Raw genomic sequence first — 13261 nt, 5'->3', positions numbered from 1 at the left:
CTTCACAGCTGGGCCGTCCTCCGCCGTCGTACGAGAAAGATGAAGGCCGGACCGCCCAGGATCGCGGTGACGATGCCGACCTGAAGCTCCGCGGGCCGCGCCACCATGCGCCCGAGCACGTCGGCGCCGAGCAGCAGCACGGGCGACAGGACGGTCGCGTACGGCAGGATCCAGCGCAGGTCGGGCCCGGTGAAGGACCGCACCACGTGCGGGACCATCAGCCCGACGAAGACGATCGGCCCGCAGGCGGCGGTCGCGGCGCCGCACAGCACGGTGGCGGCGGCCATGGAGAGCGCACGGGTGCGGTTGAGGTTGGCGCCGAGGGCGCGGGCGGTGTCGTCGCCCATGGCCATCGCGTTCAGCGGTCGGGCGAGCAGCAGCGCGACGACCGTACCGACGGCCAGGAACGGCAGCACCTGGGTGATGGTCTCGTCGTTCGCCGAGGCCAGCGAACCGACCGTCCAGAAACGCATCTTGGAGAGCGCCGCGTCGTCCATGATCATCACGGCCTGGAGATAGCCGTAGAGCGCGGCACTGATCGCCGTACCCGCGAGTGCCAGCCGCACCGGCGTCGCACCCCGACTGCCGCCGAGGAACCAGACCAGCGCCCCGACCATGGCCGCGCCGGCGAACGCGAACCACACGTAGCCGCTCAGCGAGGTGACGCCGAAGTAGGTGATGGCGGTGACCACGGCCGCGGACGCGCCCGCGTTGATGCCGAGCAGGCCCGGGTCGGCCAGCGGGTTCCGGGTGAGCGCCTGGAGGACGGCACCGGCGAGCCCGAGCGCGGCCCCCGCGAGCAGTCCGAGGAGCGTGCGCGAGATCCGCTCCCCGACGACGGCGTCGCCGTACGTCCCCGTGTCCTCGAACAAGCCGTGCCAGACCTGCCCCGAAGAGAGCTCTTTCGCACCGATCGCGATACTCGCCAAGGCGACCAGGACAAGGAGTACGAGGGCCACGAGGAGCCCGACGGCTCGCACCGCCCGGCGGTTCGGGGGCGCGGGGGCGGTCTCCGCGCTCGGTTCAGGAGGACTGTCGACCAACACCCGGTTAGGTTAGCCTATCCTGTCCTTTCGGCTCGAACGCGTCCACGACGACCGCACGGAGCGGTACGGATGGCGGCCGAGAGCCTCAGCCCCTCAGAGCCCCAGCCGGGCCAGCGCCTTCCCCCCGTCCAACGCGCACGAGCCCTCACCGGCCGCCGTCCAGGCCGCCGCGCACAGCGCCCGCAGCCCGTCCAGGGCCTCGCCCTCGCCGTCGAGTTCGAGCCGATCCGCCCCCGCCGTGGCTGTCCAGCCACCGCACCGGAAACCCGCGCCCGCCTCCACGACCTCCGGCTGCCCGGTGAGCATGCCCCGCAGATCGGCGTCGACGTACGTGGGCCGGTGCTGTGGGGGCGCGGCCAGCAACTGCGCGCCGTCGGTCACACCGGTCAGCACCAGCAGCGAGTCGACCGCGCCGTTGAACGCCCCCTCGATGTCCGTGTCCAGCCGGTCCCCGACCACCAACGGCCGCTCGGCGCCGGTCCGCAGGATCGTCTCGCGGTGCATCGGCGGCAGGGGCTTGCCCGCCACCTGCGGCTCGGCGCCGGTCGCGATCCGGACGACCTGCACCGCCGCCCCGTTGCCCGGCGCGATCCCGCGCGCGCTCGGGATCGTCAGGTCGGTGTTGGACGCGAACCACGGCACCCCGCGCGCGATGGCGTAGCAGGCCTCCGCGAACCGCCCCCAGGGCAGCTCGGGACCGCCGTACCCCTGCACCACCGCCGCCGGATCGTCGTCCGCCGACTCGACCGGCTCGAGACCCCGCTCCCGCAGCGCCACCCGCAGCCCCTCACCACCGATGACCAGCACCCGCGCGCCGGAGGGCAACTGCTCGCTGATCAGCCGGGACACGGCCTGCGCCGAGGTGATGACGTCACCGGCCTCGGTCGGTATGCCGAGGGCCGTCAGATGCGCGGCCACCGTGTCGGGCGTCCGCAGCGCGTTGTTGGTGACGTACGCGAGGTGCATACCACCGGCGCGCGCCGTACTCAGGGACTCCACGGCGTACGCGATCGCGCTCCCTCCCGCGTACACCACCCCGTCCAGATCGAGCAGAGCCGTGTCGTACGCCTCGCTCAGGGCCTGCCCACTGCCGTCGGGCCGCGTCCTGACTGCCTGGCTCATCGTGCTCCGCTCCTCGCTCGTCCGACGGTCGCCCGACCGGCCGGATCGGACTCCGGTCCGTCAACAATCGGTCAGGTCGCTTTCCCCGATCATCCCTCACGGCACCGACACCCATACGATGCATCAATGAACTACGCAGGTCCCGCGGAGGAGATCCCGGCGCGCAGCGGCCTCGAACTGACCCCGTTCCGGGGGCTTCGCTACGACCCCGACCGGGTCGGCAGTCTGGCCGCCGTGACATCACCGCCGTACGACGTCGTCGTACGGCCGGACGGTCTGCTTCATCTCGAATCCGCCGATCCGTACAACATCGTCCGCCTGATACTCCCCCAGGCCGGCAGCCCCGCCGCCCGGAACGAACAGGCGGCCGACACGCTGCGCCGCTGGCTGGCCGACGGCGTCCTCGCCGCCGACGCCGAGCCCGGTCTCTACGTCTACGAGCAGGCGGACGGCAGCATCCTCCAGCGCGGTCTCATAGGCGCCCTGCGCCTCTCCGAGCCCTCCGCCGGCGTCGTCCTCCCCCACGAGGACGTCATCCCCCACGTCATCACGGACCGCGCGGCCCTGATGCGCGCCACCGCCACCAACATGGAGCCCCTGCTCCTCACCTACCGGGGCGACGGCGCCACGGCCGGGGCGACAGCCGTGGTCGAGCGCACCACGGAGCGCGCCCCGCTCCTCGCCACGACGACGGAGGACGGCTTCAGCCATCGCCTCTGGGCCGTCACCGACCCCGCCGACCTCGCCGAGATCCAGTCGGACCTGGCCCGCCACCAGGCTCTGATAGCCGACGGCCACCACCGCTGGGCGACCTACCTCCGGCTCCGCACGGAGCATCCGTCCCCCAGCCCCTGGGACTACGGCCTGGTCCTGCTCGTGGACACCGCCCGATACCCCCTGCGCGTGCGCGCGATCCACCGTCTCCTCCATCAACTCCCCCTCCCCGACGCCCTCACCGCCCTGCACGGCCTGTTCCGCGTGCGCCGTCTGGACGTCCCGCTTCCCGAGGCCCTTGAGGCCCTGGCGGACGCGTCCCTCACCGGCAACGCCTTCGTCCTCGCCGGTGACGGCGCCTTCCACCTCGTCGACCGCCCGGACCCGGACCTCCTCGCCCGTACGATCCCCGCCGACCGCCCGCCGGCGTGGCGCACCCTCGATGCGACAGTCCTGCACGCCACACTCCTCGACCACGTCTGGCGCATCCCCGAGGACTCCCCGGCGCATGTCGCCTACATCCACGACACGGCCGCCACCGTCGAGAAGGCCGAACGCGACGGCGGCACGGCCGTCCTCATGCACCCGGTCCGCGAGGAGGTCGTACGCGACCTGGCCCGCCAGGGCGTCACCATGCCCCGCAAGTCCACGTCGTTCGGCCCCAAGCCGGCCTCGGGGCTGGTACTGCGCGCGCTGGAGTTCTGAATCAGCGGCTTCCCCGGAGGCCGGGCATACGAAAGGGCGGGCTCCCCGTAGGGATCCCGCCCTTCACCACTTCTTCCGGACGTCAGCCCTTGTCGTCCACGACGGCATCCGTCTCGTCCACGGCGTCGTCGGCATCAACGTCGTCATCAACGAGGTCGACGTGGTGGTCCTCGTCGACGTCGATGCTCTTGTCGGCCTCGACCGGCGTGACCTGCGCGTCCCGCGGCGCCTCGGCACCCTCGTGTCCGCTCTCGCCGTCTTCGTCCTCGTCCTCGACGAGGGCGTCCATGAACTCGACCCCGTCCATCTCGGCCAGCCGGTCCGACGCGTCCGTGCTGCCGTCCTTGTCGGCTTCCACGGCCTTGGCGAACCACTCCCGCGCCTCGTCCTCACGCCCGGCCGCAAGCAACGCGTCGGCATAGGCGTACCGCAGGCGCGCGGTCCACGGCTGTACGGAGTTGGAGGCCAGCTCGGGGCTCTGCAGCGTCACAATGGCCGCGTCCAGCTGGTCCATGTCACGCCGAGCACCGGCCGCGACGAGCCGCATCTCGACCTGACCGGCCTTGTCCAGCTTGTGCACCTCGGGAGCCCCGGCCATGTCGAGCGCCTTCTCGGGCCGCCCGAGTCCACGCTCGCAGTCCGCCATGACGGGCCACAGATCGACGTTGCCGGTCATCCGCCGGGCCGCGCGGAACTCCGCGAGCGCCTCGCTGTACTTCTGGTTCGCGTACGCGGCGAAGCCGGCCGCTTCCCGCACGGCCGCGACCCGTGACGCCAACCGCAGAGCGACCCTGGAGTAGCCGTACGCCCCCTCGGGGTCCTCGTCGATGAGCCGCGCGACCATCACCAGGTTCTTGGCGACGTCCTCCGCGAGCGTCTTCGGCAGGCTCTGCAGCTCCTGCCGTACGTCCTTGTCGATCTCCTCGCCGGTGACGTCCTCCGGGATCGGCAGCCGCTTGATCGGCTCCCGCTCCCGGTCCCGCTCGTCGCGGAAACGCCCACCGCCACGCCTGTCGTCGCCGCCGCGCCGGTCGTCCCGGCCACGGAAGCCACCGGGTCGACCCCCACGGTCGTCCCGACGGGGGCCACGGCCCCGATCGTCCCGGCCTCGGTCGTCCCTGCCCCGATCGTCACGCCCACGGAACCCGCCGGGCCGCTCACCGCCACGGCTGTCGTCCCGCCGGAACCCGCCGCCGCGCTGCTCACCACGGTTGTCGTCACGACGGAAACCACCGCGGTCGTCGTCACGACGGTACGCCGGACGGTCACCCTCACGACGCTCGGGACGAGCGGGACGGTCGTCCCGACGGTCATCCCGCCGATCGTCACGACGGTCATCCCGACGGAAGGCCGGTCGGTCACCGTCCCGGCGCTCGTCACGACGGAAGTCGTCCCGACGGTCGTCACGACGGTCGTCACGGCGGAAGGGGGGACGTCCACCGCGGTCGTCTCCGCGACGCTCGTCGCGGCCGCGGTCATCGCGCCGGAACCCGCCGCCGCGCTGCTCACCACGGTTGTCGTCACGACGGAAACCACCGCGGTCGTCGTCACGACGGTACGCCGGACGGTCACCCTCACGACGCTCGGGACGTGCGGGACGGTCGTCCCGACGGAACCCACGGTCCCGGTCGTCTCGACGGAATCCGCCACGATCGCCACGGTCCCCGCTGTCGCGCCGGTCGTCCCTGCGGTCGTCTCGTCGGTCGTCCCGGCGGAACGCGGGGCGGTCGTCACGTCGGTCATCGCGACGGAACGGGGGGCGGTCGTCCCTCCGGTCGTCCCGCCGTTCGTCGCGGCGGTCATCCCGACGGAAGGCCGGCCGATCACCTTCCCGACGGAAGCCACGGTCGCGATCCCGATCGTCACGACGAGGGGCCCCTGGGCGGTCGTCCCGGCGAAACGCGGGGCGAGGCCCACGGTCGCCTTCACGGCGGTCGTCGCGGCCCCGGAATCCTCCACCACCACGGTTGTCGTCACGACGGAAACCACCACGGTCATCGCGGCGGTCGTCGCGACGGACCCCCCCTCGGTCATCACCCCGACGGTCATCACCACGTCGATCGTCACGACGGCCGTTGCCACCGCGGTCGTTGTCACGCCGTTCGTTGTCTCGGCGCGGTCCACCGCGATAGCCGCCACGGTCACCACTGTCCCGTCGCCGCTGGTCGCGCTCCGGTCGATCGTCGGGAGAGTTGGTGGACATGGTGACTCCTGTCTTCGGTACTGCAAGCATTCTAGAAACAAAAGGACCCCTGGTCCCAGCTGAACGCTGGGACCAGGGGTCCTTTCCAAAGATTGTTCGGCGGCGTCCTACTCTCCCACAGGGTCCCCCCTGCAGTACCATCGGCGCTGTAAGGCTTAGCTTCCGGGTTCGGAATGTAACCGGGCGTTTCCCTCACGCTATGACCACCGAAACCCTAATGGTTTCGAGCGAACAAGCACACTCTTCTGTTATGCGTTCTGCTCAAAGCCGACAACGGTCGTTGTCTCAGAACTAACACAGTGGACGCGAGCAACTGAGGACAAGCCCTCGGCCTATTAGTACCAGTCAACTCCACCCGTTACCAGGCTTCCATATCTGGCCTATCAACCCAGTCGTCTACTGGGAGCCTTACCCCATCAAGTGGGTGGGAATACTCATCTCGAAGCAGGCTTCCCGCTTAGATGCTTTCAGCGGTTATCCCTCCCGAACGTAGCCAACCAGCCATGCCCTTGGCAGAACAACTGGCACACCAGAGGTTCGTCCGTCCCGGTCCTCTCGTACTAGGGACAGCCCTTCTCAATATTCCTGCGCGCGCAGCGGATAGGGACCGAACTGTCTCACGACGTTCTAAACCCAGCTCGCGTACCGCTTTAATGGGCGAACAGCCCAACCCTTGGGACCGACTCCAGCCCCAGGATGCGACGAGCCGACATCGAGGTGCCAAACCATCCCGTCGATATGGACTCTTGGGGAAGATCAGCCTGTTATCCCCGGGGTACCTTTTATCCGTTGAGCGACGGCGCTTCCACAAGCCACCGCCGGATCACTAGTCCCGACTTTCGTCCCTGCTCGACCCGTCGGTCTCACAGTCAAGCTCCCTTGTGCACTTACACTCACCACCTGATTGCCAACCAGGCTGAGGGAACCTTTGGGCGCCTCCGTTACCCTTTGGGAGGCAACCGCCCCAGTTAAACTACCCATCAGACACTGTCCCCGATCCGGATCACGGACCCGGGTTAGACATCCAGCACGACCAGACTGGTATTTCAACGACGACTCCACCCGAACTGGCGTCCGAGCTTCACAGTCTCCCAGCTATCCTACACAAGCCGAACCGAACACCAATATCAAACTGTAGTAAAGGTCCCGGGGTCTTTCCGTCCTGCTGCGCGAAACGAGCATCTTTACTCGTAGTGCAATTTCACCGGGCCTATGGTTGAGACAGTCGAGAAGTCGTTACGCCATTCGTGCAGGTCGGAACTTACCCGACAAGGAATTTCGCTACCTTAGGATGGTTATAGTTACCACCGCCGTTTACTGGCGCTTAAGTTCTCAGCTTCGCCCACCCGAAAGTGAGCTAACCGGTCCCCTTAACGTTCCAGCACCGGGCAGGCGTCAGTCCGTATACATCGCCTTACGGCTTCGCACGGACCTGTGTTTTTAGTAAACAGTCGCTTCTCGCTGGTCTCTGCGGCCACCCCCAGCTCACCGAGTAAATCGGATCACCAGTGATGGCCCCCCTTCTCCCGAAGTTACGGGGGCATTTTGCCGAGTTCCTTAACCATAGTTCACCCGAACGCCTCGGTATTCTCTACCAGACCACCTGAGTCGGTTTAGGGTACGGGCCGCCATGAAACTCGCTAGAGGCTTTTCTCGACAGCATAGGATCATCCACTTCACCACAATCGGCTCGGCATCAGGTCTCAGACTATTGCCAGGCGGATTTACCTACCTGACGTCCTACACCCTTACCCCGGGACAACCACCGCCCGGGATGGACTACCTTCCTGCGTCACCCCATCACTCACCTACTGCAAGTCTGGTTCGTCGGCTCCACCACTCCCCTTTGCCCGAAGGCTCCGGGGCGGCTTCACGGACTTAGCATCGCCTGGTTCAATGTTTGACGCTTCACAGCGGGTACCGGAATATCAACCGGTTATCCATCGACTACGCCTGTCGGCCTCGCCTTAGGTCCCGACTTACCCTGGGCAGATCAGCTTGACCCAGGAACCCTTGGTCAATCGGCGCAAACGTTTCTCACGTTTGTATCGCTACTCATGCCTGCATTCTCACTCGTGAACCGTCCACAACTCGCTTCCGCGGCTGCTTCACCCGGCACACGACGCTCCCCTACCCATCCCAGCGGGCGTTGGCCCTCATGCTGGAATGACACGACTTCGGCGGTACGCTTGAGCCCCGCTACATTGTCGGCGCGGAATCACTAGACCAGTGAGCTATTACGCACTCTTTCAAGGGTGGCTGCTTCTAAGCCAACCTCCTGGTTGTCTGTGCGACTCCACATCCTTTCCCACTTAGCGTACGCTTAGGGGCCTTAGTCGATGCTCTGGGCTGTTTCCCTCTCGACCATGGAGCTTATCCCCCACAGTCTCACTGCCGCGCTCTCACTTACCGGCATTCGGAGTTTGGCTAAGGTCAGTAACCCGGTAGGGCCCATCGCCTATCCAGTGCTCTACCTCCGGCAAGAAACACACGACGCTGCACCTAAATGCATTTCGGGGAGAACCAGCTATCACGGAGTTTGATTGGCCTTTCACCCCTAACCACAGGTCATCCCCCAGGTTTTCAACCCTGGTGGGTTCGGTCCTCCACGAAGTCTTACCTCCGCTTCAACCTGCCCATGGCTAGATCACTCCGCTTCGGGTCTTGAGCGCGCTACTGAATCGCCCTGTTCGGACTCGCTTTCGCTACGGCTTCCCCACACGGGTTAACCTCGCAACACACCGCAAACTCGCAGGCTCATTCTTCAAAAGGCACGCAGTCACGACGTTGAGCACAAGTACTCAACGCGACGCTCCCACGGCTTGTAGGCACACGGTTTCAGGTACTATTTCACTCCCCTCCCGGGGTACTTTTCACCATTCCCTCACGGTACTATCCGCTATCGGTCACCAGGGAATATTTAGGCTTAGCGGGTGGTCCCGCCAGATTCACACGGGATTTCTCGGGCCCCGTGCTACTTGGGTGTCTCTCAAACGAGCCGCTGACGTTTCGACTACGGGGGTCTTACCCTCTACGCCGGACCTTTCGCATGTCCTTCGTCTACATCAACGGTTTCTGACTCGTCCTGTTGCCGGCAGACAACAGAAGAGAGATCCCACAACCCCGCATACGCAACCCCTGCCGGGTCTCACACGTATACGGTTTAGCCTCATCCGGTTTCGCTCGCCACTACTCCCGGAATCACGGTTGTTTTCTCTTCCTGCGGGTACTGAGATGTTTCACTTCCCCGCGTTCCCTCCACATACCCTATGTGTTCAGGTATGGGTGACAGCCCATGACGACTGCCGGGTTTCCCCATTCGGAAACCCCCGGATCAAAGCCTGGTTGACGACTCCCCGGGGACTATCGTGGCCTCCCACGTCCTTCATCGGTTCCTGGTGCCAAGGCATCCACCGTGCGCCCTTAAAAACTTGGCCACAGATGCTCGCGTCCACTGTGCAGTTCTCAAACAACGACCAACCACCCGCCACCCCGCCGGCAAAGCCAGCGAGTACACCGGGGTCGGCACTGAAGGAAAGTTCATTCCCTCAGACACCCAACAGCGTGCCCGGCCGGCTCCCGCCCGGAGATCATGCTTTCCACACTCTTGCGAGCAGTACTAACAGCCTCCGACCCGTGAAAACCAGCCGAATAATCAACGTTCCACCCATGAGCAACCACCGCAGAACACTCGCCTGCGTTATGGCCCTGGATCCCTTGACGGGACCTAGATGCTCCTTAGAAAGGAGGTGATCCAGCCGCACCTTCCGGTACGGCTACCTTGTTACGACTTCGTCCCAATCGCCAGTCCCACCTTCGACAGCTCCCTCCCACAAGGGGTTGGGCCACCGGCTTCGGGTGTTACCGACTTTCGTGACGTGACGGGCGGTGTGTACAAGGCCCGGGAACGTATTCACCGCAGCAATGCTGATCTGCGATTACTAGCAACTCCGACTTCATGGGGTCGAGTTGCAGACCCCAATCCGAACTGAGACAGGCTTTTTGAGATTCGCTCCGCCTCACGGCTTCGCAGCTCATTGTACCTGCCATTGTAGCACGTGTGCAGCCCAAGACATAAGGGGCATGATGACTTGACGTCGTCCCCACCTTCCTCCGAGTTGACCCCGGCAGTCTCCTGTGAGTCCCCATCACCCCGAAGGGCATGCTGGCAACACAGAACAAGGGTTGCGCTCGTTGCGGGACTTAACCCAACATCTCACGACACGAGCTGACGACAGCCATGCACCACCTGTACACCGACCACAAGGGGGCGACCATCTCTGGCCGTTTCCGGTGTATGTCAAGCCTTGGTAAGGTTCTTCGCGTTGCGTCGAATTAAGCCACATGCTCCGCTGCTTGTGCGGGCCCCCGTCAATTCCTTTGAGTTTTAGCCTTGCGGCCGTACTCCCCAGGCGGGGAACTTAATGCGTTAGCTGCGGCACCGACGACGTGGAATGTCGCCAACACCTAGTTCCCACCGTTTACGGCGTGGACTACCAGGGTATCTAATCCTGTTCGCTCCCCACGCTTTCGCTCCTCAGCGTCAGTAATGGCCCAGAGATCCGCCTTCGCCACCGGTGTTCCTCCTGATATCTGCGCATTTCACCGCTACACCAGGAATTCCGATCTCCCCTACCACACTCTAGTCTGCCCGTATCGAATGCAGACCCGGGGTTAAGCCCCGGGCTTTCACATCCGACGCGACAGACCGCCTACGAGCTCTTTACGCCCAATAATTCCGGACAACGCTCGCGCCCTACGTATTACCGCGGCTGCTGGCACGTAGTTAGCCGGCGCTTCTTCTGCAGGTACCGTCACTTTCGCTTCTTCCCTGCTGAAAGAGGTTTACAACCCGAAGGCCGTCATCCCTCACGCGGCGTCGCTGCATCAGGCTTTCGCCCATTGTGCAATATTCCCCACTGCTGCCTCCCGTAGGAGTCTGGGCCGTGTCTCAGTCCCAGTGTGGCCGGTCGCCCTCTCAGGCCGGCTACCCGTCGTCGCCTTGGTGAGCCGTTACCTCACCAACAAGCTGATAGGCCGCGGGCTCATCCTTCACCGCCGGAGCTTTCCACCACCAACAGATGCCTGCAGTGGTTGTATCCGGTATTAGACCCCGTTTCCAGGGCTTGTCCCAGAGTGAAGGGCAGATTGCCCACGTGTTACTCACCCGTTCGCCACTAATCCCCACCGAAGTGGTTCATCGTTCGACTTGCATGTGTTAAGCACGCCGCCAGCGTTCGTCCTGAGCCAGGATCAAACTCTCCGTGAATGTGTACCCGTAATCGGGTGCAAACCACGAGAGCGGAACCACCGGAGGAATGATCCGATGGTTCACAGCGTCCTCGCTGTGTTTGTTTCAAAGGAACCTCGCCCCAACCGATGACCGGCCGGGAACGGGGTATCAACATATCTGGCGTTGATTTTTGGCACGCTGTTGAGTTCTCAAGGAACGGACGCTTCCTTTGTACTCACCCAAGTAATTCCCTGGGCTTTCCTCCGGTGCAGTTTCCCTTCGGTCTTGCGTTTCCGACTCTATCAGATCGTTTTCCGATCCGATTCCCTGTCGGCGGGATTTGCCTTTCGGCCGCCTTTCGGCCTCGCGGTTTCCCTTGCGGCCTTTCGACATTCACTACGTTAGCCGATTCCCTCGGCAACTCATAATTGAGTAGTGCGGGCTGGAATCAGGGCATGCCTAATTCGCCCCCGCCGAGGGGATGTCGTAGGTAGTGGGTTGGCCGCTCTCGGCTGCTGGCTGATCGCCGTAACCGGTTCAAGCGGCTCGGGCTACGTTACGGATCGCCCAGGGGCGAGTCAAGTTGAGCGCCGACGGGGGACATGGGCCCGATAGGGGCTGACCGTCGGGTCGTCGGCGATCCAGAAGCGCCAGGGGTGGACACCGCCATCGCCGGAGACTCCGGTGCGGGGGCCGTTGAGTACCTGGTCAGGGCTGACGGGGGTACCGGTCAGGACCGTCAGGGGCGGGGCCCCGGAGGCGCAGGCGTCCGTGCCGTCGAGGGCTCGGTCCACATCCAGGGCCGTGGCCAGGCGGGCCGGTCCTTTGGCCAGTTCTTTGTCGTTTCGGGCTGAGATTCGACGTTTGCGAGCGAGGTCGACCCCCTCGGTGACCTCGCCGGCGCGCAGCAGGACCGCACTCGCCCGGCCCTCCGGACCGCACACGAGGTTCATGCAGTGCCACATGCCGTAGGTGAAGTAGACGTACACATGTCCGGGCGGACCGAACATCACACCGTTGCGGGCCGTGTGTCCGCGATAGGCGTGGGAGCCCGGGTCGTTCTCACCGTCATAGGCCTCGACCTCCGTGAGACGGAGTCCGATCGGGCCCTCGGGGGTGGTACGGACGAGGACACGCCCGAGGAGATCCGGTGCCACCTCCAGTACGGGGCGGTCGAAGAACTCGCGGGCGAGGGGCGTACGGTCGGGGCTCGCGATCATGGCGTACGAGCGTAGTCCAGACGGGTGCGTGCCGACGGGTGGCGTGGGGGCGTCCTCCTTGGAAGGGTGGGGACGCGGAACCGGGCGTCGTCGGTTTGCGTTTGTAGGGATCAAGGCTCCGCGCCACGCAGAGCGATCCACACCACAGAGAACACAGAACCACGCAGATGCGCAGGCTTTCGCCTGACGGGAGGAACAGACATGGGGTTCAAGCGGCTGCTCGCGAGCCTGGGAGCCGGTGGCGCTTCGGTCGAGACGGTGTTGACCGAGATCAACGTCGTCCCGGGCGGTGTCGTCCAGGGTGAGGTGCGGATCCAGGGCGGCTCCGTGGACCAGCAGATCGAGGCGCTGTCCGTCGGGCTTCAGGCCAAGGTCGAGGTCGAGGGTCAGGACGCGGAGTACAAGCAGGACATGGAGTTCACCAAGCAGCGGCTCGGTGGCGCCTTCGAGCTGAAGGCCGAAGCCGTCCACGTGGTGCCGTTCGGGCTGGAGATCCCGTGGGAGACGCCGATCACCACCATCCAGGGGCAGCCGCTGCCCGGGATGCACATCGGTGTGACCACCGAGCTGGAGATCGCGCGTGCGGTCGACTCCGGTGACCTGGACCCCATCAACGTGCACCCGCTGCCCGCGCAGCAGGCTCTCCTGGACGCCTTTATCCAGCTGGGCTTCCGGTTCAAGAACGCGGACATGGAGCGCGGGCACATCCGGGGGACCCGGCAGAAGCTGCCGTTCTACCAGGAGATCGAGTTCTACCCGCCGCAGCAGTACCACGGCCTGAACCAGGTCGAGTTGAGCTTCGTCGCCGACGAGCGCGAGATGGACGTCGTGCTGGAGATGGACAAGAAGCCGGGTCTGTTCAGCGAGGGCAGCGACTCGTTCCGTTCCTTCAAGGTGGGTCTGCACGACTACCAGGGCACGGACTGGGCGGCGTACCTCAACCAGTGGCTGTCGGAGGTCGGCAGCAAGCGCAGCTGGTTCTAGGCTCGGTACGACTGGAACCACACCTACCCCGGAT

7 protein-coding genes and 3 rRNA genes are annotated in these 13261 nt (G+C 65.1%); 2 read left to right on the top strand and 8 right to left on the bottom strand.

The annotated features are described in order from the left end of the window. Positions 1-2: 2 nt before the first annotated feature. Positions 3-1046 (bottom strand): FecCD family ABC transporter permease, encoded by a 1044-nt coding sequence (locus K1J60_RS35230; protein WP_220649739.1) that lies wholly within the window; start codon positions 1044-1046, stop codon positions 3-5. 93 nt (positions 1047-1139) lie between these two features. Beyond that, positions 1140-2168, bottom strand: coding sequence for an HAD hydrolase-like protein (locus tag K1J60_RS35225; protein WP_220649738.1), 1029 nt, complete (start codon positions 2166-2168; stop codon positions 1140-1142). Between the two features lie 126 nt (positions 2169-2294). On the opposite strand from K1J60_RS35225, the gene K1J60_RS35220 reads away from it, so the two are divergent. Continuing rightward, positions 2295-3587, top strand: coding sequence for a DUF1015 family protein (locus tag K1J60_RS35220; protein ID WP_220649737.1), 1293 nt, complete (start codon positions 2295-2297; stop codon positions 3585-3587). Positions 3588-3669: 82 nt separating this feature from the next. Here the strand turns inward: K1J60_RS35220 and K1J60_RS35215 are convergent, their stop codons facing one another. The 6 genes from K1J60_RS35215 to K1J60_RS35190 all read right to left on the bottom strand — a co-directional run bounded on the left by K1J60_RS35215 (position 3670) and on the right by K1J60_RS35190 (position 12243). Further along, positions 3670-4539: a tetratricopeptide repeat protein gene (locus K1J60_RS35215; RefSeq protein ID WP_220651849.1), complete on the bottom strand. Its 870-nt coding sequence runs from the start codon at positions 4537-4539 to the stop codon at positions 3670-3672. Then, positions 4431-5879: a hypothetical protein gene (locus K1J60_RS35210; RefSeq protein WP_220652006.1), complete on the bottom strand. Its 1449-nt coding sequence runs from the start codon at positions 5877-5879 to the stop codon at positions 4431-4433. Before K1J60_RS35210 ends, K1J60_RS35215 begins: the two co-directional genes overlap by 109 nt. A 5-nt stretch (positions 5880-5884) precedes the next feature. Beyond that, positions 5885-6001: ribosomal RNA gene (rrf, locus tag K1J60_RS35205) — 5S ribosomal RNA — on the bottom strand. 104 nt (positions 6002-6105) lie between these two features. Further along, positions 6106-9227, bottom strand: a 23S ribosomal RNA gene (locus K1J60_RS35200). 305 nt (positions 9228-9532) lie between these two features. Then, a 16S ribosomal RNA gene (locus K1J60_RS35195) occupies positions 9533-11059 on the bottom strand. The 16S, 23S and 5S rRNA genes sit together here, the layout of an rRNA operon. 542 nt (positions 11060-11601) lie before the next feature. Further along, positions 11602-12243: a DNA-3-methyladenine glycosylase gene (locus K1J60_RS35190; RefSeq protein ID WP_220649736.1), complete on the bottom strand. Its 642-nt coding sequence runs from the start codon at positions 12241-12243 to the stop codon at positions 11602-11604. Positions 12244-12444: 201 nt separating this feature from the next. On the opposite strand from K1J60_RS35190, the gene K1J60_RS35185 reads away from it, so the two are divergent. Then, positions 12445-13227 carry a sporulation protein gene (locus K1J60_RS35185; RefSeq protein WP_220649735.1) on the top strand — a complete coding sequence of 261 codons (783 nt, stop codon included), beginning with the start codon at positions 12445-12447 and terminating at the stop codon, positions 13225-13227. Positions 13228-13261: the final 34 nt, after the last annotated feature.

The sequence above is a fragment of the Streptomyces akebiae genome (assembly GCF_019599145.1).
GTDB classification, from domain to species: Bacteria; Actinomycetota; Actinomycetes; order Streptomycetales; family Streptomycetaceae; genus Streptomyces; species Streptomyces akebiae.
The sequence above is the reverse complement of the archived record's forward strand: the minus strand, read 5'-3'. Positions and strand labels throughout refer to the sequence as shown.